The 22454-nt window shown below is 72.1% G+C and carries 20 protein-coding genes; 15 read left to right on the top strand and 5 right to left on the bottom strand.

Features of this window, described 5'->3' with window-relative positions:
* Position 1: 1 nt before the first annotated feature.
* On the bottom strand, positions 2-1621 hold the full coding sequence (gene aceB / locus LZ604_RS23600; protein ID WP_234517436.1) for a malate synthase A: 1620 nt from the start codon (positions 1619-1621) through the stop codon (positions 2-4).
* A 213-nt stretch (positions 1622-1834) separates the two neighbouring features.
* Entirely contained in the window at positions 1835-2443 is a 609-nt protein-coding gene (locus LZ604_RS23595) for a nucleotidyltransferase family protein (protein WP_234517435.1), read from the bottom strand.
* Positions 2444-2621: 178 nt separating this feature from the next.
* Here LZ604_RS23595 and LZ604_RS23590 point away from each other — a divergent pair, with 178 nt between their 5' ends.
* A complete protein-coding gene (locus LZ604_RS23590; RefSeq protein WP_234517434.1) occupies positions 2622-2936 on the top strand; it encodes a DUF5955 family protein in 315 nt (104 codons plus the stop codon).
* A 153-nt stretch (positions 2937-3089) separates the two neighbouring features.
* On the opposite strand, the gene LZ604_RS23585 is transcribed toward LZ604_RS23590, so the two are convergent.
* Positions 3090-3884 (bottom strand): IclR family transcriptional regulator, encoded by a 795-nt coding sequence (locus LZ604_RS23585; RefSeq protein ID WP_234517433.1) that lies wholly within the window; start codon positions 3882-3884, stop codon positions 3090-3092.
* A 274-nt stretch (positions 3885-4158) separates the two neighbouring features.
* Between LZ604_RS23585 and allB the strand changes: the two genes are divergently transcribed.
* The 5 genes from allB to LZ604_RS23560 all read left to right on the top strand — a co-directional run bounded on the left by allB (position 4159) and on the right by LZ604_RS23560 (position 10154).
* Positions 4159-5499 (top strand): allantoinase AllB, encoded by a 1341-nt coding sequence (gene allB, locus LZ604_RS23580; protein ID WP_234517432.1) that lies wholly within the window; start codon positions 4159-4161, stop codon positions 5497-5499.
* A gap of 44 nt (positions 5500-5543) precedes the next feature.
* Complete coding sequence (alc, locus tag LZ604_RS23575; protein WP_234517431.1) at positions 5544-6686, top strand: allantoicase; 1143 nt, start codon at positions 5544-5546, stop codon at positions 6684-6686.
* 199 nt (positions 6687-6885) lie between these two features.
* On the top strand, positions 6886-7704 hold the full coding sequence (locus LZ604_RS23570) for an AIM24 family protein (RefSeq protein ID WP_234517430.1): 819 nt from the start codon (positions 6886-6888) through the stop codon (positions 7702-7704).
* Positions 7705-7820: 116 nt separating this feature from the next.
* Positions 7821-8216, top strand: coding sequence for a guanyl-specific ribonuclease (locus LZ604_RS23565; RefSeq protein WP_234517429.1), 396 nt, complete (start codon positions 7821-7823; stop codon positions 8214-8216).
* 669 nt (positions 8217-8885) lie between these two features.
* Positions 8886-10154 (top strand): sensor histidine kinase, encoded by a 1269-nt coding sequence (locus LZ604_RS23560; protein ID WP_234517428.1) that lies wholly within the window; start codon positions 8886-8888, stop codon positions 10152-10154.
* A gap of 31 nt (positions 10155-10185) precedes the next feature.
* On the opposite strand, the gene LZ604_RS23555 is transcribed toward LZ604_RS23560, so the two are convergent.
* Positions 10186-10617, bottom strand: a complete 432-nt coding sequence (locus LZ604_RS23555) for a GNAT family N-acetyltransferase (RefSeq protein WP_234517427.1) — start codon at positions 10615-10617, stop codon at positions 10186-10188.
* A gap of 161 nt (positions 10618-10778) precedes the next feature.
* Here LZ604_RS23555 and LZ604_RS23550 point away from each other — a divergent pair, with 161 nt between their 5' ends.
* On the top strand, positions 10779-11453 hold the full coding sequence (locus LZ604_RS23550; RefSeq protein WP_234517426.1) for a response regulator transcription factor: 675 nt from the start codon (positions 10779-10781) through the stop codon (positions 11451-11453).
* A gap of 45 nt (positions 11454-11498) precedes the next feature.
* Positions 11499-12671, top strand: coding sequence for a cytochrome P450 family protein (locus tag LZ604_RS23545; RefSeq protein ID WP_234517425.1), 1173 nt, complete (start codon positions 11499-11501; stop codon positions 12669-12671).
* A gap of 37 nt (positions 12672-12708) precedes the next feature.
* On the opposite strand, the gene LZ604_RS23540 is transcribed toward LZ604_RS23545, so the two are convergent.
* On the bottom strand, positions 12709-13719 hold the full coding sequence (locus tag LZ604_RS23540; protein WP_234517424.1) for a Gfo/Idh/MocA family protein: 1011 nt from the start codon (positions 13717-13719) through the stop codon (positions 12709-12711).
* A 116-nt stretch (positions 13720-13835) separates the two neighbouring features.
* Here LZ604_RS23540 and LZ604_RS23535 point away from each other — a divergent pair, with 116 nt between their 5' ends.
* The 7 genes from LZ604_RS23535 (at position 13836) to LZ604_RS23505 (ending at position 22449) form a co-directional block, all read left to right on the top strand.
* Entirely contained in the window at positions 13836-14585 is a 750-nt protein-coding gene (locus LZ604_RS23535) for a GntR family transcriptional regulator (protein WP_234517469.1), read from the top strand.
* A gap of 175 nt (positions 14586-14760) precedes the next feature.
* The gene (locus LZ604_RS23530; protein WP_234517423.1) at positions 14761-15765 is read left to right on the top strand and encodes a sugar ABC transporter substrate-binding protein; all 1005 of its coding nucleotides are present in this window, start codon (positions 14761-14763) and stop codon (positions 15763-15765) included.
* The gene (locus LZ604_RS23525; RefSeq protein ID WP_234517422.1) at positions 15762-16826 is read left to right on the top strand and encodes an ABC transporter permease; all 1065 of its coding nucleotides are present in this window, start codon (positions 15762-15764) and stop codon (positions 16824-16826) included. The genes LZ604_RS23530 and LZ604_RS23525 overlap by 4 nt, the downstream gene beginning before the upstream one ends.
* On the top strand, positions 16823-17644 hold the full coding sequence (locus LZ604_RS23520; protein ID WP_234517421.1) for an ATP-binding cassette domain-containing protein: 822 nt from the start codon (positions 16823-16825) through the stop codon (positions 17642-17644). Before LZ604_RS23525 ends, LZ604_RS23520 begins: the two co-directional genes overlap by 4 nt.
* A 163-nt stretch (positions 17645-17807) precedes the next feature.
* Entirely contained in the window at positions 17808-18953 is a 1146-nt protein-coding gene (locus tag LZ604_RS23515; RefSeq protein ID WP_234517420.1) for an ROK family glucokinase, read from the top strand.
* The gene (locus tag LZ604_RS23510; protein WP_234517419.1) at positions 18950-19537 is read left to right on the top strand and encodes a sugar kinase; all 588 of its coding nucleotides are present in this window, start codon (positions 18950-18952) and stop codon (positions 19535-19537) included. The genes LZ604_RS23515 and LZ604_RS23510 overlap by 4 nt, the downstream gene beginning before the upstream one ends.
* 107 nt (positions 19538-19644) lie before the next feature.
* Complete coding sequence (locus LZ604_RS23505) at positions 19645-22449, top strand: SCO1167/SCO6262 family helicase (protein WP_234517418.1); 2805 nt, start codon at positions 19645-19647, stop codon at positions 22447-22449.
* The last annotated feature ends 5 nt before the right edge of the window (positions 22450-22454 follow it).

The raw sequence follows: 22454 nt of genomic DNA, 5'->3' as shown, positions 1-22454 counted from the left end.
CTCAGCCGGCGAGCTGCTCGTAGGCGGGGAGGGTGAGGAAGTCCGCGTAGTCCTCGTCCAGCGCCACCTTCAGGAACAGGTCGTGGGCCTGCTGCCAGTGGCCGGCCGCGAAGGCTTCCTCTCCGGTCTCGGCCCTGATGTTCGCGAGTTCCTCTGCGGCGACCCTGCGGGCAAGCTCCGGGGTCGCCTTCTCGCCGTTCTCGAACTCGACGCCCGCGTTGATCCACTGCCAGATCTGGGAGCGGGAGATCTCCGCGGTGGCCGCGTCCTCCATGAGGTTGAAGATGGCGACCGCGCCGAGGCCGCGCAACCAGGCCTCGATGTAGCGGATGCCGACCTGGACCGCGTTGACCAGGCCCCCGTACGTCGGCCTGGCGTCCAGGGAGTCGACGGCGATCAGGTCGGCCGCCTTGACGTCGACGTCCTCGCGCAGCCGGTCCTTCTGGTGCGGCCGGTCGCCGAGAACCTTGTCGAAGGACTCCGTCGCGATGGGCACGAGGTCGGGGTGGGCGACCCACGAGCCGTCGAAGCCGTCGGCCGCCTCACGGTCCTTGTCGGCGCGGACCTTCTCGAAGGCGACCCGGTTGACCTCGGGGTCCCTGCGGGAGGGGATGAAGGCCGCCATGCCGCCGATCGCGTGCGCACCGCGCTTGTGACAGGTACGGACGAGGAGTTCGGTGTACGCGCGCATGAACGGCGCCGTCATCGTGACCGCGTTGCGGTCCGGAAGGACGAACTTCGGCCCGCCGTCACGGAAGTTCTTGACGATGGAGAACAGGTAGTCCCAGCGGCCCGCGTTCAACCCGGAGGCGTGGTCGCGGAGTTCGTAGAGGATCTCCTCCATCTCGTACGCCGCCGTGATCGTCTCGATCAGGACGGTGGCGCGGATGGTGCCCTGAGGGATGTCGACGTGGTCCTGGGCGAACACGAAGACGTCGTTCCAGAGGCGGGCCTCCAGGTGCGACTCCGTCTTCGGCAGGTAGAAGTAGGGGCCCTTGCCGAGGTCGAGCAGGCGCTGGGCGTTGTGGAAGAAGTACAGGCCGAAGTCGACGAAGGCACCCGGCACCTGCTCTCCCTCCACCAGGAGGTGACGCTCGTTCAGGTGCCAGCCGCGGGGCCGCATGACGACCGTCGCAAGTTCCTCCGCCGGGCGCAGGGCGTAGGACTTGCCCGTCGCCGGGTCGGTGAAGTCGATGGCCCGGGTGTAGGCGTCGATCAGGTTGAGCTGGCCGAGGACCACGTTCTCCCAGGTGGGAGCGGAGGCGTCCTCGAAGTCCGCTAGCCAGACCTTCGCCCCCGAGTTGAGGGCGTTGATGGTCATCTTGCGGTCGGTGGGGCCGGTGATCTCGACGCGGCGGTCGTCGAGGGCCTCGGGGGCGGGGGCCACCCGCCAGGAGTCGTCCGCGCGGATCGCGGCGGTCTGAGGGAGGAAGTCGAGCGCCGAGGTGCGGGCGATCTCCGCGCGGCGCCGGGCCCGGCGGGCGAGCAGTTCGTCGCGCCGGGGGGTGAACCGGCGGTGCAGCTCGGCCACGAAGGCGAGGGCCGCGTCGGTGAGGACCTCGTCCTGCCGCGGCAGGGGCTCGGCGTCGATGACGACCGGCGACGGCGCTGGTGCGGGCATGAGCTGTCACTTCCTTCGGCGAACTGACGTGTCGGGCGCCGCGGCAGGGGACGGCACCGGATGCCACAGGGGTCGGGGTGCGGCTGACTGCGCCTGCCGGCGGTCAGGCCCTTCTGATCAGTGGATACTAGTTTCCTCATGGTGGAAGTTCAATGATCTGTTGACGTCGAGATTCTCCGCTTCGAGGGAAGGTGGCGCAGCGTGCCACCGTGCTCACTCGAGGTGCGCCAAGTCCTCCTCGGTGTCGATGTCGTAGGGCCGCGCCACGTCCCCGCACTCGACCAGCCGGAGCGCATCCTCGTGCTCCTTCAGATAGGCACGGGCCCCGCGGTCCCCGGTGGCGGACGCCGCGACGCCGGTCCAGTGGGCGGTTCCGAAGAGGACCGGATGGCCCCGGACGCCCCCGTACGCGGCCGCCGCCAGAGAGGACTCGTCCTCGTACGCGGCGAGGACCCGGGCCGCCGCCTCCGGGCCGATGCCGGGCTGGTCGACGAGCGAGACCAGGGCGGCCCATGCGCCCGTCCCGGCGAGCGAGCCGAGTCCGGCGCGCAGCGAGGACCCCATGCCCTGCTCCCAGTCCGGGTTGTCCACCAGGACGCAGCCGGACAGGTCCGCGCGCTCCCGGACGTCCTCGGCCGCCGCCCCGAGGACCACATGGACGCGGCCGCATCCGGCCGCACGCAGGACCCCCACCGCGTACTCCACCAGCGGCCGCCCCCGGTGCACGAGCAGCGCCTTCGGGCGTCCGCCCAGCCGGCGTCCTCCGCCTGCCGCGAGCAGCAGCCCGGCGACCCCGTCTCGACCGCCCTCACTTCGCGTCATATGTCCTGCATACCTGAGCCGCGGCGGCCGCGTGGTACCCAGGACTGAATTTCGGTCCCCATGCTGGCGCCCGGCCCGCCGAGTGGCGTTTACTGGCCATCCCTCGGCGCCCGACCGACGCCATGGGGCGCCGGGCGTCGGTGCGGAGCACCGCACAAAGGCGTGCGAGGGGGGAGCTGTGTTGCGGAGCTTGGGGCAGATGCCGGTGACCGGCAGCGACGAGGATCAGAGGGTGGCCGAACTGCGGACCGCCGTGTCCCGGCTGCGCCGTGAACTCGCCATACTGCCCGCCGAGTTCCCCGACCGGGGCATCGCCGAGGACGAACTGGCGGTGCTCGCCGCGATGGCCGCCGGCGGCGTCCCGGAGATCCCGCGTCTGCGCCGCTCCCTGCTGCTGATCGCGGGCGCGATCGGTTCGGTCAGCGCCCTCGCCAGGGGTCTCGCGGAGGTTCGCAACGCGGTCGAACTGTTCGGGGATCCGCCGCGCGACTGAGCCGGACCGCCACGTGACTGAGCCGGACCGCCACGCGACCGAGCCGGACCGCCGCGCGGCCGGGTCGGCCGCACGGCTGAGTCGAGGGGCGCACAGCCCCGCGGCCGGCCGCGGACGTCCGGCGATCCCCCGCTCCGAGGACCTGTCGTGCGCTCAGCTTCCCGTGCCGGCCAGGGCCTCGGACAGTTCCGCCGCCACCTGCTGCAGCACCGGCACGATCCGCTCCGTCGCCGCGTCCGTGACCCGGCCCGCCGGGCCGGAGATGGAGATCGCCGCGGCGGTCGGGGAGTCGGGTACGGACACCGCGAGGCACCGGACCCCTATCTCCTGCTCGTTGTCGTCGACCGCGTACCCGAGCCGGCGCACCTCCGCCAGCGCCGCGAGGAAGGCGTCCGGCGTGGTGATGGTCTTCTCGGTCGCGGCGGGCATGCCGGTGCGGGCCAGCAGGGCGCGCACCTCGTCGTCCGGCGTGGTGGCGAGCAGCGCCTTGCCGACGCCCGTCGAGTGCGGCAGCACCCGGCGGCCCACCTCGGTGAACATCCGCATCGAGTGCTTGGACGGCACCTGCGCCACGTAGACGATCTCGTCGCCGTCCAGCAGCGCCATGTTCGCGGTCTCGCCGGTCTCCTCCACCAGCTGTGCCAGATAGGGGCGCGCCCAGGTCCCGAGCAGCCGGGAAGCCGACTCGCCGAGCCGGATGAGCCGGGGGCCGAGCGCATAGCGGCGGTTGGTCTGCTGGCGGACGTAACCGCAGGCCACGAGCGTGCGCATCAGGCGGTGGATCGTCGGCAGCGGAAGCCCGCTGCTCGCGGACAGCTCGCTGAGGCCGACCTCGCCGCCCGCGTCCGCCATCCGCTCCAGCAGGTCGAAGGCGCGCTCGAGGGACTGCACCCCACCCGTGGCGGACTTGGCGGGGGCGTCGCTGGCGCTGGACGTCGACGTCGGCACGGCGCGTTCCTTTCGGGGCTGGCGGGAAGGGCAGCAGCCTACCCGGCAGCCGGTTGACTCCCTGCTGGTGCGTGGCTACGTTCTGCTGATTGGAACTCTAATTCCGCCTTGTGGAAGCGTCTAGAGGGGCGGGCCGCCGCGTGTGCCGGATGGCGGTCCACCCTTGACGACGCGGGGGTCGGAGTGAAGACTTCTTCAACAGAACGTTGAATTTCGCTCTGTGGGTGTCCATCCCGTTTCCCGGAAGTGGAACGGCACGGAGGAAGGGGCCCGGGTGTCCGACGCCGAACTGGTGCTGCGCTCGAGACGCGTCATCACTCCCGACGGGACGCGTGCCGCATCCGTCGTGGTCGCCGGGGGCACGATCACGGACGTCCTGCCCCACGACGCGGACGTACCGGCCGGGGCGCGCCTCGAGGACTTCGGCGACGACGTGCTGCTGCCCGGACTGGTCGACACCCACGTGCACGTCAACGACCCGGGCCGCACCGAATGGGAAGGCTTCTGGACGGCCACGCGGGCCGCGGCGGCCGGCGGCATCACCACCCTCGTCGACATGCCGCTCAACTCCCTGCCGCCGACCACGACGGTCGAGCACCTCCGCACGAAGAAGGAGGCCGCGGCCGGGAAGACCCACATCGACGTCGGCTTCTGGGGCGGCGCGCTGCCCGGCAACGTGGAGGACCTGCGGCCGCTGCACGATGCGGGCGTCTTCGGCTTCAAGGCGTTCCTGTCACCCTCGGGCGTGGACGAGTTCCCGCACCTCGACCAGGAGCAACTCGCCCGGTCCCTGGCCGAGATCGCGGGCTTCGGCGGTCTCCTCGTCGTGCACGCCGAGGATCCGCACCACCTCGCCGCCGCCCCACAGCAGGGCGGCCCGAAATACGCCGACTTCCTGGCCTCCCGCCCGCGAGAAGCCGAGGACACCGCCATCTCCCGACTGATCGCACAGGCCAGGCGGTTCGACGCGCGCGTGCATGTGCTGCACCTGTCCTCCGGCGACGCACTGCCGCTGATCGCCGCCGCCCGGGCGGACGGCGTGCGCATCACGGTGGAGACCTGCCCGCACTACCTGACCCTGACGGCCGAGGAGGTCCCGGACGGGGCCAGCGAGTTCAAGTGCTGCCCGCCCATCCGCGAGGCCGCCAACCAGGACCCGCTGTGGCACGCGCTGGCCGACGGCACGATCGACTGCGTCGTCACCGACCACTCCCCGTCGACCGCCGACCTCAAGACCGGCGACTTCGCCACGGCCTGGGGTGGCATAGCGGGTCTGCAGCTGAGCCTTCCCGCCGTCTGGACCGAGGCACGCCGGCGCGGCCACGGTCTTCAGGACGTGGTCCGCTGGATGTCCGCGCGCACGGCGCGGCTCGTGGGACTCGACTCCCGCAAGGGCGCCATCGCTCCGGGCCACGACGCGGACTTCGCGGTGTTCGCGCCCGACGAGACGTTCACCGTCGACCCGGACGCCCTCCAGCACCGCAACCGCGTCACCGCGTACGCCGGCCGGACTCTGTCCGGGGTGGTGAGATCGACCTGGCTGCGCGGCGAACGCATCGTGGCCGACGGCGAGTTCACCGAGCCGAAGGGCAGGCTGCTCACCCGGGCCCACTGACCACCCCCGCACCCGCCGACTCCCGAAAGGACGAACTGATCACCGTGACGGCGCAGCAGCACGACGGTCCGGCCCGCTTCACCGGCGACGCCAACCCCTACGGAGGCGGTGACCCGTACGCGGACTACCGCAGCGCCGACTTCCCCTTCACCCGCCACGCCAACCTCGCCGACCGCCGGCTCGGCGCCGCCGTCCTCGCCGCCAACGACGAGTTCTTCGCCCCACGCGAGAACCTGCTGGTCCCCGAGCGCGCCGAGTTCGACCCCGAGCACTTCGGGCACAAGGGCAAGGTCATGGACGGCTGGGAGACCCGGCGCCGCCGCGGCGCCTCCTCCGAGCACCCGTGGCCCACCGAGGAGGACCACGACTGGGCACTGATCCGCCTGGGCGCGCCGGGTGTCGTACGGGGCATCGTCGTGGACACCGCGCACTTCCGGGGCAACTACCCGCAGGCGGTGTCCATCGAGGGCACGTCGGTGCCGGGCTCACCCTCGCCGGAGGAACTCCTCGGCGACGACGTGAAGTGGACGACGCTCGTCCCGCGCACGCCGGTCGGCGGACACGCGGCCAACGGTTTCGCCGTGGAGGTCGAGCAGCGCGTCACGCACCTGCGCGTCAACCAGCACCCCGACGGCGGCATCGCGCGCCTGCGGGTGTACGGCGACGTGGTGCCCGACCCCCGGTGGCTCCGGGCGCTGGGCACCTTCGACGTCGTCGCCCTGGAGAACGGCGGCCGGGTCGAGGACGCGTCCGACCTCTTCTACTCGCCCGCCACCAACACCATCCAGCCGGGCAGGTCCCGCAAGATGGACGACGGCTGGGAGACCCGGCGCCGTCGCGACCGGGGCCACGACTGGATCCGTTACCGGCTGGCCGCCGAGGCGCGGATCCGGGCGATCGAGATCGACACCGCGTATCTGAAGGGGAACGCGGCGGGCTGGGCGTCGGTCTCGGTCACGGGCGGCGGCGAGAACACCGCGGACACGGAGTGGCGGGAGATCCTCCCGCGCACCCGTCTCCAGCCCGACACCAACCACCGCTTCGTCCTTCCGGAACCGGTCGTCGGCACGCACGCGCGCGTGGACATCCATCCGGACGGCGGCATCTCCCGGCTGCGCCTGTACGGGGGCCTCACCGAGCGGGGCGCGGCGGACCTCACGACACGGCACCAGGAACTCGGCGGCTGACCGCCACGACCGCGGACTCCGGAGGCCGGAACCGTGCCTCCGGTGGGCCCGGATCCATGCCTCCGATGGGCCCGGATCCATGCTTCCGGTAGGCCCGGATTCATGCCTCCGGTAGGCCGGATCCATGCTTCCGGAGGACCAGGAAGCATGTCTCCGTAGGGCCCGGAACCAATCGCCCCGTATCCCGCGTTCTCCCCACGTGACTCTTCAGCAAGAAATCGTCGGCAACGCCATGCAGATGGCGGTCGTCAACCTGAGCCCCGGCCAGACCGTGTACTGCGAGGCGGGCAAGTTCCTCTTCAAGACCACGAACGTGACGATGGAGACCCGCCTGTCCGGCCCGTCGAACAACGGCGGCCAGTCCCAGGGCGGGGGCGCGAGCGGCGGCATGGGCGGCTTCCTGCGCCAGGCGATGGGCACCGCCATGCAGGTCGGTCAGCGTGCGCTCGCGGGCGAGTCGCTGGCCTTCCAGTACTTCACGGCGCAGGGCGGCGAGGGCACGGTCGGTTTCGCCGGAGTGCTCCCCGGCGAGATGCGCGCGCTGGAGCTCGACGGCAGGCGCGCGTGGTTCGCCGAGAAGGACGCCTTCGTGGCCGCCGAGTCGACCGTCGACTTCGGCATCGCCTTCCAGGGCGGCCGCACGGGCATGAGCGGCGGCGAGGGCTTCATCCTGGAGAAGTTCACCGGGTACGGCACGGTGATCATCGCCGGCGCCGGCAACTTCATCGACCTCAACCCCGCGGACTTCGGCGGCCGTATCGAGGTCGACACCGGCTGTGTCGTCGCCTTCGAGGAGGGGATCCAGTACGGCGTCCAGCGCGTCGGAGGCCTCAACCGCCAGGGGATCATGAACATGGTCTTCGGAGGCGAGGGCCTGTCCCTGGCGACCCTGGAGGGCAACGGCCGCGTCATCCTGCAGTCGCTCACCATCGAGAGCCTCGCCAACGCCCTGAAGAAGGCCCAGGGCGGAGACAAGCAGGGGCCGACGGGCGGCCTGTTCTCCACGCACGCGGGCTGAGGCGGACGCCCGGTCCAGGGCCGGAGGTTAACTTCCCGAGAACTCAGGGGACGGGACGGGAAACATTGTTGATTTGTCATTGACATGCCATTCTCTACGCGCGTCATCATGGCGTCATGAGAACCCCCCCACGCGCCACCCGGATCGGCGCCGCAGCCGCGCTCCTGTCCGCCCTCGTCATGGGCGGCACGGTCTCCGCCACCACCGCGGACGCCGCAGCCGCCTACGTCGGCAGCATCTGCTACAGCGACCTGCCGTCCCAGGCCTACGACACGCTCGACCTGATCGACCGTGGCGGCCCCTTCCCCTACTCGCAGGACGGGATCGTCTTCCAGAACCGTGAGAGCGTGCTCCCCAGGCAGCCGAGCGGTTACTACCACGAGTACACGGTCAAGACGCCCGGTTCCTCCACGCGCGGCGCCCGCCGCATCGTCACGGGCGAGAGGTACGAAGAGGACTACTACACCTCCGACCACTACGCGACGTTCGACCTGATCGACTTCGACTGCTGAGCCCGTGGCGCGCCCGCAACCCAGGGGACCGATGGTCGCCCCGGGGCGGGCGCGCCTGCCTGGCCACTCCCGGACGGGCCTGGCAGCAAGTCCCCACCTCCGGGCGCCTCCGGCCTCCGGGCCTCCGGGCCTCGCCTCCGGGGCCTCCGGGCCCCACCCCAATACCTTGACCTTGCGCAGCAATCCGGCGGGCGCCTACGAGTCGGCGGGGGATCTGGGCCGGGCCATTCCGCTCTATGAGCAGACGCCGGCCGACCGTGTGCGGGTGCTGTGAGCCGAGCAGCAGCCCGGCACAGCAACGCCGGTGGCCTCTCCCGGCCCGCAACGTCCCCTCCAAAGCCTCGCAGTGACCCCCGGGCCCGGCCGAAAGTCCCGTCTCCGCGGGTGGCGCGCGCCGAAAGTCTTCGGTGGTGCGACTTCGGTCGCAGATCACGGCCGGGGGGCGGTGTCCGCGCCGTGGGCCGCATAGATTTGTCGGCCGTGAGTGGAGACGAGTCGGCACGTACGGCAGAGCGGACGGCGCCGCGTCCCGAGACGGCCATGAAGGGATTTCGGCCCCTTCCACGCCCGTCGCGGGCAGCGTGGCCGCTGCGTTCGCGACGGTCCACGGGCACACCCGCGGCCACCCGGGCCGACGGCCGCGCGGCCCGTGCCGCCGCCCCTTCCGCGATGCCGCCCCTGCCCTCCCCGGCCTCCCCGAGCCGGGCCCCGGGCGCACACGGACTGCCCCGGCGTCGCTGGTTCCTGCCCTCGGCCGTGATCGCGGAACTCGACCCCGAAGCCGGCCGTGGACGGCGGCCCCGCCGTACCGTGCGGGACTGGGTCGTCGACTCCGGGTGCTTCCTGCTGGCCGTGCTCCTCGCGTTCGCCGCCGCCGTCTCCGTGGCGAACGACTCGGACATCCCCAAGGCCCTCCTGGTCGCCGACGTGGGACTCGGCGCCCTCGCCTGTGCCGCGGTCTGGCTGCGTCGCCGCTGGCCGCTTGCGCTCGCCGTGGCGATGGTCCCGGTGTGCCTGGTCTCCGACACCGCCGGGGGAGCGGGCCTGATCGCGCTCTTCACCGTCGCCGTGCACCGGCCGTTCCGGTACGCCGGCTGGCTGGGCGGCGCACAGGTCGCGCTCATCCCGCTGTTCTTCTGGCTGCGCCCCGACCCGGACCTCCCCTATGTCGCCGCCGTCATCGTCACCGCGCTGTGCACGGTCGCGGTCGTCGGCTGGGGCATGTTCGTACGGTCCAAGCGGCAGCTCATGCTGAGCCTGCGGGACCGGGCGCGGAGGGCCGAGACCGAGGCGGCGCTCCGCGCCGAGCAGGCCCAGCGGCTGGCCCGGGAGGCGATCGCGCGTGAGATGCACGACGTCCTGGCGCACCGCCTGACCCTGCTGAGCGTGCACGCGGGCGCCCTGGAGTTCCGTCCCGACGCGCCCCGGGAGGAGATCGCGCGAGCGGCGGGGGTGATCCGGGAGAGCGCGCACGAGGCCCTGCAGGACCTCAGGGAGATCATCGGTGTGCTGCGGGCCGGGGACTCCGACGACACGGGCCGGCCCCAGCCGACGCTGGCCGCGCTGGACGCCCTGGTCGCCGAGTCCCGGGAGGCCGGCATGAAGGTCGTGCTCGACCGCCGGGTCGCCGACCCCGCCGCCGTGCCCGCCTCCGTGGGCCGCACCGCGTACCGCATCGCCCAGGAGGGTCTGACGAACGCCCGCAAGCACGCCCCCGGGGCCGAGGTGACGGTGACGGTGACGGGCGCGCCCGGAGACGGCCTCACCGTCACCGTGCGCAACCCGGCCCCGCCCGGCGAGGTCCCGCATGTCCCCGGCTCCGGCCAGGGCCTGATCGGCCTCACCGAACGCGCGACCCTGGCGGGCGGAAGCCTCGACCACGGCGTCACAGGGGACGGCGGCTTCCGGGTGCACGCCCGGCTTCCGTGGCCGGCGTGAGCCCCTCGGGACCGCGCCGTTCCCGGCCGGTTCAGACGAGCCGCAGCGTGTGCCACACCTCGTCGACCGCGGCCACATGGCGGTCGACCTCGACGAAACCCTGCCTGCGGGCGAACTCCAGCCCGTCGGGGCTGGTGCCGAGCACGATCGTCTCGGTCGTCTCGGCCCCCAAGACCCGGGCGCGGTCGAGGCCCCGCTCGTAGAGCCGCTCACCGAAGCCCTGCCGACGGTGGGCGGGCAGTACACGTGCGATCAGGGTGGCGGTGCCGTCCTTCGGGGGACGAACCGTCGAACAGCCGACGAGGACGTCATCGAGGTACGCGACCTCCAGGTGATGGCGGGTCACACGTTCCCGCAGGTCGTCGAGGGAGAGCGGGTCCGCGGTGACGATCCGGTTGTGCACGTGCCGCCACTCCTCGAGCGTGGCGTCGTCGTGCGGCTCGGCGAAGCGAAGATTCGGCATCGCAGCAGGAAAGCCGGGGATGTCCCCGCCGTCAACGGAAAAGGATCCGCGCGCACTCGCCCCGGGGCGCCCCGAACCCTCCCTGCCCCGGTGCGGGCCGCGGGCACAGCAGCCACCCCTCCACGAGCGGGCCCGGGAGACGGATCACTACCGTATGGCCCATGACCGCGATCCGACTGCTCCTGGCCGACGACGACCCCCTCGTGCGGGCCGGCCTGTCCTTGATGCTGGGCGGTGCCGACGACATCGAGATCGTCGGCGAGGCCGCCGACGGCAGCGAGGTCGAGCAACTCGTCGACCGCGTCCGGCCGGACGTCGTCCTGATGGACATCCGGATGCCGGTGGTCGACGGACTGACCGCCACCGAGCTGCTCCGCCGCCGTGCCGACGCCCCCCAGGTCGTGGTCCTCACCACCTTCCACGCCGACGACCAGGTGCTGCGGGCGCTGCGCGCCGGCGCCGCCGGGTTCGTGCTCAAGGACACCCCGCCCGCCGAGATCCTGGACGCGGTAAGGCGAGTCGCGGCCGGCGACCCGGTGCTGTCACCCGCCGTCACCCGCCAGCTGATGGCGCACGCCGTGGGCGCCGGGACGGGCTCCCCCCGGCGCGCCGGCGCCCGCGAGCGGATCGCGGCCCTGGGAGACCGCGAACGCGAGGTCGCCGTCGCCGTCGGCCGGGGCTCCTCGAACGCGGAGATCGCCGCCGAGCTGTTCATGAGCGTCGCGGGCGTCAAGACGCACGTCTCCCGGATCCTCGCCAAGCTCCAGCTCAACAACCGCGTGCAGATCGCCCTGTTGGCGTACGACGCGGGACTCGTGGAGGAGGACGGGCACTGAACGGGCGCCCCGTTCGTTGCACGGGTGACGGGAGGGGGAGCGGTCGTGATCGATCTGGGGGAGTACGGCGCGCGGTTCGCGGACGACCCGCACCAGGTCTACGCGGAGCTGCGCGAGCGCGGGCCGGTGCACCAGGTGCGGACGCCGCCGCCCGGCGCGTGGGAGACCTGGCTGGTCGTCGGGTACGAGGAGGCGCGTGCCGCCCTCGCCGACCCCAGACTCTCCAAGGACGGCACCAAGCAGGGGGTGTACACCACCGAGGACGAGGTGATGGGCCGGCATCTGCTGATCGTCGACCCGCCGGAGCACACCCGGCTCCGCTCCCTCGTCGCACGTGCGTTCACCATGCGCCGGGTGGAGGCGCTGCGCCCGCGCATCCAGCGGATCACCGACGAGCTGGTCGAGGAGATGCTGCCGAAGGGCCGGGCCGACCTGGTGGAGGCCCTCGCCTATCCGCTGCCCATCACGGTCATCTGCGAGCTGCTCGGCGTTCCGGACATCGACCGGGTGGCCTTCCGCGCCCTGTCGAACGAGATCGTGACCCCGACCAGTGCGGGGGCCGGTCTCGCCGCCATGCGGCAACTGTCCGTCTTCCTGGACGAGTTGATCGAGGACAAGCGCTGCGCGCCCCCGGCCGGTGACCTGCTCGGCGACCTCATCCGCACCCGCGCGGAGGACGACGACCGGCTCTCGGCCGGCGAACTGCGTGCGATGGCCTTCCTCCTGCTCGTCGCGGGCCACGAGACGACGGTCAACCTGATCACCAACGCCGTGCACACGCTCCTCACACACCCGGAGCAACTCGCCGCGCTGCGCGCCGACATGACCCTCCTGGACGGCGCCGTCGAGGAGGTGCTGCGCTTCGAGGGGCCGGTGGAGACGGCGACATACCGCTACGCGTCCGAGCCGCTGGAGATCGCCGGTACGGCCATCGCCCAGGGCGAGCCGGTGATCATCGGGCTCGACGCGGCCGGCCGGGACGGGTCCCGCTATCCCGACCCCCACCGCTTCGACGTGCGCCGCGCCCCGCAGGGCCACCTCGCCTTCGGACACGGCATGCACTACTGCCTCGGGGCACCCCTGGCCCGGCTGGAGGCCCGCACGGCCCTGCGCACCCTGCTGCAGCGCTGCCCGGACCTGTCCCTCGACGGCCCGCCCGGCCCCTGGCTGCCCGGAATGCTGATACGGGGAGTGCAGGCCCTTCCGGTGCGCTGGTAGCGGCCGCACGGGGGCCGGGTCGCGGGGGACTGGCGGGTCAGTCGCGAGTGCCCTCGATCTCACCGAGGTTCACGGGGCGGCGCTCGTGCCGGGACAGCTCGCAGGCCTCCGCGATCCGCAGCGCCTGGAGGGCCTCGCGGCCGTCGCACGGATTGGCGCGTTCACCCCGCACCACCTCGACGAAGGCGGCGACCTCCGCCTCGTACGCGGGGGCGAAGCGCTCCAGGAAGCCGGTCCACGGCTTGTCCGCGGGCGGCGGACCGGCCGGTTCGGTCGAGGTGATGGGCGTACGGTCGTCCAGGCCCACCGCGATCGTGTCCAGTTCGCCGGCCAGTTCCATGCGGACGTCGTATCCGGCGCCGTTGGTGCGGGTCGCGGTCGCCGTGGCCAGCGTGCCGTCCTCCAGAGTGAGCACCACCGCCGCCGTGTCGACGTCATGCGCCTCGCGGTACATCGCCCCGCCGGCGTCCGATCCGGCCGCGTACACCTCGACGACCTCCCGGCCGGTGACCCAGCGCAGGATGTCGAAGTCGTGGACGAGGCAGTCGCGGTAGATCCCGCCGGAGAGGGGCAGATACGCGGCCGGCGGCGGCGCCTGGTCCGCCGTCGTCGCGCGGACCGTGTGCAGCCGTCCGAGCCGCCCGGAGCGCACGGCCTCCCGCGCGGTCGTGTAACCCGTGTCGAAGCGGCGCTGGAAACCCATCTGCAGCACCGTTCCCGCGGCGTCGACCTCGGCGAGCGCGGTCAAAGTGCCCGGCAGGTCGACCGCGATGGGCTTCTCGCAGAACACCGGCAGTCCCGAGCGCGCGGCCCGGCCGATCAGTTCCGCGTGGGCCGCGGTGGCCGCCGTGACGACCATGGCGTCCACGCCCCAGGTGAAGATCTCGTCCACACCGGGCGCGGCGGTCGCGCCCAGCCGGTCCGCGAGCGCTTGGGCCCGGGCCCTGTCGACGTCGGTGATGATGAGCGAGCCGACCTCGCGGTGGCGGCTGAGCGTGGTCGCGTGAAAGGTTCCGATCCGGCCAGCTCCGATGAGTCCGATGCGCATGGGAACAAACTGGGGGCGCACCCCCCATCCTGTCAATGGTTTGTCCGGACAACCGGACTACACAACTTCCCGTCATCAGGTACCGGAGCTACGCTCGGCCCGTGCCGAAACCAGATGTGGATCCGACCGTCTCGCTCCAGCTCGGTGTCGACCGGACCAGCCCGGTGCCGCTGTACTTCCAGTTGTCCCAGCAGCTCGAGGCTGCGATCGAGCACGGGCGGCTCACGCCGGGCAGCCTGCTCGGCAACGAGATCGAACTGGCCGGGCGCCTCGGCCTGTCCCGGCCCACCGTCCGCCAGGCCATCCAGTCCCTCGTCGACAAGGGGCTGCTGGTGCGCCGCCGGGGCGTCGGCACCCAGGTCGTACACAGCCAGGTCAAGCGCCCGCTGGAGCTCAGCAGTCTCTACGACGATTTGGAGGCGGCCGGGCAGCGGCCCGCGACCCGGGTCGTGGTCAACGCCTTCGCACCCGCCTCGGCCGAGGTCGCCGCCGCGCTCGGGGTGCCCGAGGGCATGGAGGTGCACCACATCGAGCGGCTGCGCCTCGCGCACGATGAGCCGATGGCGTACCTGTGCAACTACCTGCCGACCGGCCTGCTGGACCTGGACTCCGAGCACCTGGAGTCCACAGGGCTGTACCGGTTGATGCGGGGGGCCGGCATCACCCTTCACAGTGCCCGGCAGACCGTCGGGGCCCGCGCCGCCACGCCCGTCGAGGGTGAGCGGCTCGGCGAACCCGAGGGCGCTCCCCTCCTCACGATGCAACGCACGACGTTCGACGACACGGGCCGTGCCGTGGAGTTCGGCACCCACACCTACCGCGCCTCGCGCTACTCGTTCGAGTTCCAACTGCTCGTCCGCCCCTGAGTGTTCGGGCGCCTGTCTCCGTGCCAGGCCCCGGCCTTCCCGGGGCCAAGGCGTCCGCCCGCCGTCCGCACACGCCCCCTGAGCCCGCCCGTACCAGCCCCCTGACCTGCGGCGTCGATCCGCTGTCGGTGATACTTGGGGGTTCCAAGCAACTACGCAGGAAGGGCACGGGCTCGTGGCACGGTTTCGGACCTGGGCAACCATCGCGCTCGCAGGGGCGCTCGGCCTATCCCTGGCGGGATGCAGCAGCCACGGCGGGAAGCGTGCCGAGGACGCCCGCAAGGCCGCCGCCGCCCAGGGCCGGGCCGCGGTGGACACACCCCGCTGGACGTTCGCGATGATCACTCACTCGGGTGATGGCGACACCTTCTGGGACATCGTGCAGAGCGGCGCCGAGCAGGCCGCCGTCAAGGACAACATCAACTTCCTGTACTCGCACGACGCCAATGCCCAGCAGCAGGCCCAGCTCGTCGACGCGGCCGTGGACCAGAAGGTCGACGGCATCATCGTCACCCTGGCCAAGCCCGACGCGATGAAGGCCGCCGTCGCCCGCGCCGAGAAGGCCGGCATCCCGGTGGTCACGGTGAACTCCGGCTCGGCGGAGTCCAAGGAGTTCGGCGCTCTCACCCACATCGGCCAGGACGAGACGATCGCCGGCGAGGCCGTCGGCGACGAGCTGAACAAGCGCGGCCGCAAGAAGGTCCTGTGCGTGCTGCACGAGCAGGGCAACGTGGGCCACGAGCAGCGCTGCTCGGGCGTGAAGAACACGTTCCACGGCACCGTGGACAACCTGTACGTCAACGGCACCAACATGCCGGACGTGCAGTCCGCCCTCGAGGCGAGACTGCAGTCGGACAAGTCCGTCGACACCGTCGTCACCCTCGGCGCCCCCTACGCCGACACCGCCGTGAAGGCCAGGTCGGATGCGGGCAGCCGGGCGGAGGTCGACACCTTCGACCTGAACGCCAAGGTGGCGGGCGAGCTGAAGGACGGCACCCTCGGCTTCGCCGTCGACCAGCAGCCCTACCTCCAGGGCTACGAGGCGGTCGACCAGCTCTGGCTCTACAAGTACAACGCCAACGCCCTCGGCGGCGGCCGGCCCGTCCTCACCGGACCGCAGATCATCACCAGGGACCAGGCCGCGGCGCTCGAGCAGTACACGAAGCGGGGGACGCGATGACCGCGACGGCACCGGCATCCGCACCGCAGAGCCCGAGGACGGCGGCGGACGAGCGCCTGCTGAGGAGTTCGCCGCTGAAGCGGCTCCTCGGCCGGCCCGAGCTGGGCTCGGTGGTCGGCGCGCTCGCCGTCTTCGTGGTCTTCTCGATCGTCGCCGACAGCTTCCTGCGGGCGTCGAGCCTCAGCACGGTCCTGTACGCGGCGTCCACGATCGGGATCATGGCCGTCCCGGTCGCGCTGCTGATGATCGGCGGCGAGTTCGACCTGTCGGCCGGAGTCATGGTGACGTCGTCCGCGCTGGTGTCGTCGATGTTCAGCTACCAGCTGACCGCGAACGTCTGGGTCGGCGTCGGAGTGTCCCTCCTGGTCACGCTGGCGATCGGCGCCTTCAACGGCTTTGTGCTGACCCGCACGAGACTGCCCAGCTTCATCGTCACGCTCGGCACCTTCCTGATGCTGACCGGGATGAACCTGGGCCTCACCAAGCTGATCAGCGGCACGGTCTCCACCAAGTCGATCTCCGACATGGACGGCTTCTCCTCGGCGCAGGCCCTCTTCGCCTCCACGCTCACCGTCGGCGGTGTCCAGTTCAAGATCACCATCCTGTGGTGGTTCGCCCTGGTCGCCCTCGGCTCCTGGATCCTGCTGCGCACCCGCGCCGGCAACTGGATCTTCGCGGTCGGCGGCAACAAGGACGCGGCCCGCGCGGTCGGAGTACCGGTGGAGCGCACCAGGATCGGCCTGTACATGGGCGTCGCCCTCGGCGCCTGGATCTCCGGCCAGCACCTGCTGTTCTCGTACGACGTCGTCCAGTCCGGCGAGGGCGTGGGCAACGAGCTCATCTACATCGTCGCGGCCGTCATCGGCGGCTGCCTGATCACCGGAGGCTACGGCTCCGCGATCGGCTCGGCGGTGGGCGCGTTCCTGTTCGGCATGACCAGCAAGGGCATCGTCTTCGCCGAGTGGAACCCCGACTGGTTCAAGTTCTTCCTCGGAGCGATGCTGCTCCTCGCGACCCTGCTCAACGCCTGGGTCCGCAAGCGCGCGGAGGCCACGACATGACCACGGACGTCGACGTCACGGAGCGCACCCCGCTCGTCGCCCTGACCGACATCGGCAAGCGCTACGGCAACGTACGCGCCCTCGAAGGCGTCTGCCTGGACGTCCACGCGGGCGACGTCACCTGTGTCCTCGGCGACAACGGCGCGGGCAAGTCCACCCTCATCAAGATCGTGGCGGGGCTGCACCGGCACGACACCGGCTCCTTCCGCATCGAGGGCGAGGAGGTCCGTCTGTCCTCCCCGCGCGAGGCCCTGGACCGCGGTATCGCCACGGTCTACCAGGACCTGGCGGTGGTCTCGCTGATGCCGGTCTGGCGCAACTTCTTCCTCGGCTCCGAGCCCCGCAAGGGCGCCGGCCCCTTCAAGCGCCTCGACGTCGACTTCATGCGCCGGACGACGCGCGAGCAGCTGCTGCGCATGGGCATCGACCTGCGCGACGTCGACCAGCCCATCGGCACCCTGTCCGGGGGCGAGCGCCAGTGCGTGGCGATCGCGCGGGCGGTGTATTTCGGTGCCAAGGTGCTGGTCCTCGACGAGCCGACCGCGGCCCTCGGTGTCAAGCAGTCGGGTGTGGTCCTCAAATACGTGGCCGCGGCACGAGACGAGGGTCTGGGTGTTGTTTTCATCACCCACAACCCGCATCACGCGTATCTCGTGGGCGACCGTTTCGTCCTGCTCAAGCGCGGCACGATGGCGGGAAGCCACACCCGTGACGAGATCACCCTCGAGGAGCTGACCAGCCAGATGGCGGGCGGCGACGAGCTGGACGATCTGCGTCATGAACTCGAGAACCGCGCCCCCGCGGGAGCACGCGGCTGAGCCGTACCGTCGCTCCGCCGCATGGGCACGGCCGGCCACGGACGGCCCGGAGCGAGCCGGCGGCGAACAGGGCGCCCGAGGCGCGCCGGGGACGGTCCACGGCGCGGCCCCCCGGACGGTCCACGGTGCAGCCCGGCGGCGGCGTGAGGCAGAATCGGGCCCGATGAGCACCTACCGCGACCTCACCCACCGCGGCTCCGCCCGGGCCACCGTCCTGCGGACCGTGGGCACACGCGAGCGCCGCTCCCATCTGACGGCCCCGCGCGTCCCCACGGTCGGCATCGACATCGGCGGCACCAAGGTGATGGCGGGCGTCGTCGACGCCGACGGCAACATCCTGGAGAAGCTCCGCACCGAGACGCCCGACAAGTCCAAGAGCCCCAAGGTCGTCGAGGACACCATCGTCGAACTGGTCCTGGACCTGTCCGACCGGCACGACGTGCACGCCGTCGGCATCGGCGCGGCCGGCTGGGTGGACGCGGACCGCAACCGCGTCCTGTTCGCCCCGCATCTGTCCTGGCGCAACGAGCCCCTGCGCGACCGCCTCGCCGGGCGGCTCGCCGTCCCCGTCCTGGTCGACAACGACGCCAACGCCGCCGCCTGGGCGGAGTGGCGCTTCGGCGCCGGCCGCGGTGAGGACCACCTCGTGATGATCACCCTCGGCACCGGCATCGGCGGCGCCATCCTGGAGGACGGCCAGGTCAAGCGGGGCAAGTTCGGCGTCGCCGGCGAGTTCGGCCATATGCAGGTCGTGCCCGGCGGCCACCGCTGCCCGTGCGGCAACCGCGGCTGCTGGGAGCAGTACAGCTCCGGCAACGCCCTGGTGCGCGAGGCCAGGGAGCTGGCCGCCGCGGACTCCCCGGTGGCGTACGGGATCATCGAGCACGTCAAGGGCAACGTCTCCGACATCACCGGCCCGCTGATCACCGAGCTGGCCCGCGAGGGCGACGCGATGTGCGTCGAGCTGCTCCAGGACATCGGCCAGTGGCTCGGCGTGGGCATCGCCAACCTGGCGGCGGCCCTGGACCCGTCCTGCTTCGTGATCGGCGGCGGCGTCAGCGCGGCCGACGACCTGCTCATCGGCCCCGCCCGGGACGCCTTCCGCCGCCATCTGACCGGTCGTGGCTACCGCCCCGAGGCCCGTATCGCGCGCGCCCAGCTCGGGCCCGAGGCCGGCATGGTCGGCGCCGCGGACCTCGCCCGGCTGGTCGCCCGCCGCTTCCGGCGCGCCAACCGGCGCCGCGTGGAGCGCTACGAACGCTACGAGCGCTACGCGCAGGCCCGCCGCACCACCAAGGGGGCGCTGTGACGGCCACCACGTCCATACCGCGACAGGCGTCACCGCCGGACGAGCCCTCGCGGCCCCCGGAGGGCCGTGGGCACATGATCCGGCGCCGGGCGCTCACCCTGCTGATCATCGTCCTGCTCATCGGGGTTCCCGCCGGTTACCTGGTGATCTCCGCCAACCAGAGCCGCAACAGCGGCAAGGACAAGGAGGCCAAGTACACGGCGACCGGACTGACCGAGGGCTGGCCCTCGCGCGTACAGCGCCGCCTGTACCGGGTCTGGATCCCGTGGAACGCCACGGACGTCGCGTCGTACGAGACGAACAACTGGAAGACCAGCCGTCTCTATGTGCAGTTCAGCACCACGGACGACGGCCTGGACCGCTTTCTCAGCACCCTGAAGGCCACGCGCGCCTCGCTGAAGAAGGACGACATCGCCATCGGCGAGCGCGACCGGCACGTCGTCGGCTGGAGCTTCACGGGACCGGGCCCCTGGGACGGACTGACCCACGAGCAGAAGAACCCGGCACCCACCCTGGACGTCGTCGTGAACACGTCCGAACCGCAGCACCCGACGGTGTACGTGGTGTCGCGCACGATCCCCTGACGCAGCCGGACGGTCCGGGCCGGCCCCTCGCCGGAGCCGGTTGTCAGACCCCGCCCGTAGAGTCGAAGACGTCCGATGCGACGTGACGGCGGGAGGTGACCGGACGTATGGCCGACCAGGTGGCCGAGAGGGGCCTGCCCGGGGGACTGGCCGCCGTGTTCCTGCCCGAGCCGCTGCCCCGCCGCGGCCGGGTCGCCTTCTGGGACCCGGCGGACGGGCGACTGCCGTCGGGGCCCACCGGGGAACTGACGGTCGTACGCCGGCACGGATCCGGAGTGCGCAGAAGCACCGTCCCCGCGGTGTCGCTCCCGGTCGCCGAGGCCCTGCCGCTGCTCACCCGGGCCCGCCGCGACCCCGCCGCACACCCCGCCACCGCCTGCTGGGGCGCGGCCGCCCTGCACGCCCTGCGGCTCGTCGCGCGCGGGCGTCTCCTGCCCGGACTCACCCCCGACGGATACGACGCCTGGCGCGCCGGCCCGCTGGAACCGGACGACATCACCCACCTCCGGGCGATCGCCGCCGCCCTGCCGTACGAGGGCCACGCCGTCCCGCTCCCGGGCAAGGGCCCCCTTCTGCTGCCCGAGCCCGAAGCAGTCGTGAGGGCCTTCCTCGACGCGGTCGCGGACACCTTGCCGCGCACCCCGGCGGCCGCCCACGCCGTGGGCCGGCCCTTCGCGGCGCCCGGACCGCAGCGACTGCCCGGGGCCCACGCCTGGGCCGCCGAGGTGGCGGCCGGCATGGACGCGGGCGTACGGATCTCGCTGCGCCTGGACCTGTCGGCATACGACCTGTTCGACGACGCGGAGGGCGCCCGCCGCTCGGGAGCGGCGGTCGTGCAGGTCCACAGCCTCGCCGACCCGACCCTCGTCGTGGACGCGTCGGCTCTGTGGGCGGGCGAGGCGGACACCGCGTTCGGCCCCCGCGCGCGGGTGGACGCGGCCCTCGCCGTCCGCAGGGCGGCCCGCGTCTGGCCGCCGCTGGAGCGGCTCTCCGGGCAGGAGGTGCCGGACGTCCTGGCGCTGTCCGAGGAGGAGCTGGGCGAGCTGCTGGGCGTGGCGGCCACCCGGCTGGCCGCGGCCGGGGTCGCCGTGCACTGGCCCCGGGACCTGGCACAGGATCTGACCGCCACCGCCGTCGTCCGGCGCGCCCCCGGCTCGGCGGCCGACGGCACGGGCTTCTTCGAGAGCGAGGACCTGCTCCGGTTCCGCTGGCAGCTGGCGCTCGGCGGCGATCCGCTCACCGAGGCCGAGATGGACGCGCTCGCGGAGGCCCACCGCCCCGTGGTCCGGCTGCGTGACCGCTGGGTGCTGGTCGATCCGGCCCTCGTCCGCAAGGCCCGCAAGCGCGAGCTGGGCCTGCTCGACCCGGTCGACGCACTGTCCGTCGCGCTCACCGGCAGCACGGAGGTCGACGGCGAGACGGTGGAGGCGGTGCCGGTCGGCACGCTGGCCGCACTCCGGGACCGGCTGACGGCGGGCGTCGGCCCGGTCGAACCGCCCCCGGGCCTCGCCGCCCGGCTGCGGGACTACCAGCTGCGGGGCCTCGGCTGGCTCGACCTGATGACCTCCCTGGGCCTCGGCGGCTGCCTCGCCGACGACATGGGCCTCGGCAAGACGGTCACCGTCATCGCCCTGCACCTGCGCCGGGCCCACCGCGAGCCGACCCTGGTGGTCTGCCCGGCCTCGCTGCTGGGCAACTGGCAGCGGGAGATCACCCGCTTCGCCCCCGGCGTCCCGGTCCGCCGCTTCCACGGCCCCGAGCGCACCCTGGACGGCCTGGACGGCGGCTTCGTGCTCACCACGTACGGGACGATGCGCGCGGCCGCCCCCCGACTGGCCGAGCAGCCCTGGGGCCTGGTCGTCGCGGACGAGGCACAACACGTCAAGAACCCCTTCTCGGCGACGGCGAAGGCCTTGCGCACGATTCCCACCCCCGCCCGCGTGGCCCTCACCGGCACCCCCGTGGAGAACAACCTCTCCGAACTGTGGGCCCTGCTGGACTGGACGACTCCGGGACTGCTCGGCCCGCTGAAGTCCTTCCGCGCCCGGCACGCACGCGCGGTGGAGAACGGCGAGGACGAGCAGGCGGTGGAGCGGCTGGCCCGCCTGGTACGTCCGTTCCTGCTGCGCCGCAGGAAGTCCGACCCGGGCATCGTCCCGGAGCTTCCCCCGAAGACGGAGACCGACCATCCGGTGCCGCTCACCCACGAGCAGGCCGCGCTCTACGAGGCGGTCGTACGGGAGTCCATGCTGGCGATCGAGACGGCGGACGGCATCGCACGCCGGGGCCTGGTCCTCAAGCTCCTCGGCTCGCTCAAGCAGATCTGCGACCACCCCGCGCTCTATCTGAAGGAGGACACCGCGACGGCGGCGGGCCTCATCGCGCGGTCCGGGAAACTCGCCCTGCTCGACGAACTGGTGGACACGCTGCTGACGGAGGACGGCTCGGCGCTCGTCTTCACGCAGTACGTCCGCATGGCCCGCCTGATCACCACCCACCTGGCCTCCCGCGCGGTGCCCGTCGAGCTGTTGCACGGGGGCACGGCGGTGCCCGACCGCGAGCGGATGGTGGACCGCTTCCAGAGCGGGGCGACCCCGGTGCTGGTCCTCTCCCTGAAGGCGGCGGGCACGGGTCTGAACCTCACCCGCGCGGGCCATGTCATCCACTTCGACCGCTGGTGGAACCCGGCGGTGGAGGAACAGGCCACGGACCGTGCCTACCGCATCGGCCAGACCCAGCCAGTCCAGGTGCATCGCCTGATCACCGAGGGCACGGTCGAGGACCGCATCGCCGGAATGCTGGAGTCCAAGCGCGCCCTGGCCGACGCGATCCTCGGCTCCGGAGAGTCGTCCCTGACGGAACTGACCGACCGTGAGCTGAGGGACCTGGTGTCGCTGAGGAGGACGGAGTGAACGGG

The organism is Streptomyces glomeratus (genome assembly GCF_021462825.1).
GTDB classification, from domain to species: domain Bacteria; phylum Actinomycetota; class Actinomycetes; order Streptomycetales; family Streptomycetaceae; genus Streptomyces; species Streptomyces glomeratus.
Note: the sequence above shows the minus strand (reverse complement) of the source record. Positions and strands in the feature narration are given on the sequence as shown.

Excerpts from the sequence above, each read along its gene's own strand:
- aceB (WP_234517436.1), bottom strand. The coding sequence starts at position 1,621 with ATGCCCGCACCAGCGCCGTCGCCGGTCGTCATCGACGCCGAGCCCCTG.
- LZ604_RS23595 (WP_234517435.1), bottom strand. The coding sequence starts at position 2,443 with ATGACGCGAAGTGAGGGCGGTCGAGACGGGGTCGCCGGGCTGCTGCTC.
- LZ604_RS23565 (WP_234517429.1), top strand. The coding sequence starts at position 7,821 with ATGAGAACCCCCCCACGCGCCACCCGGATCGGCGCCGCAGCCGCGCTC.
- LZ604_RS23560 (WP_234517428.1), top strand. The coding sequence starts at position 8,886 with ATGCCGCCCCTGCCCTCCCCGGCCTCCCCGAGCCGGGCCCCGGGCGCA.
- LZ604_RS23555 (WP_234517427.1), bottom strand. The coding sequence starts at position 10,617 with ATGCCGAATCTTCGCTTCGCCGAGCCGCACGACGACGCCACGCTCGAG.
- LZ604_RS23550 (WP_234517426.1), top strand. The coding sequence starts at position 10,779 with ATGACCGCGATCCGACTGCTCCTGGCCGACGACGACCCCCTCGTGCGG.
- LZ604_RS23540 (WP_234517424.1), bottom strand. The coding sequence starts at position 13,719 with ATGCGCATCGGACTCATCGGAGCTGGCCGGATCGGAACCTTTCACGCG.
- LZ604_RS23525 (WP_234517422.1), top strand. The coding sequence starts at position 15,762 with ATGACCGCGACGGCACCGGCATCCGCACCGCAGAGCCCGAGGACGGCG.
- LZ604_RS23520 (WP_234517421.1), top strand. The coding sequence starts at position 16,823 with ATGACCACGGACGTCGACGTCACGGAGCGCACCCCGCTCGTCGCCCTG.
- LZ604_RS23515 (WP_234517420.1), top strand. The coding sequence starts at position 17,808 with ATGAGCACCTACCGCGACCTCACCCACCGCGGCTCCGCCCGGGCCACC.
- LZ604_RS23505 (WP_234517418.1), top strand. The coding sequence starts at position 19,645 with ATGGCCGACCAGGTGGCCGAGAGGGGCCTGCCCGGGGGACTGGCCGCC.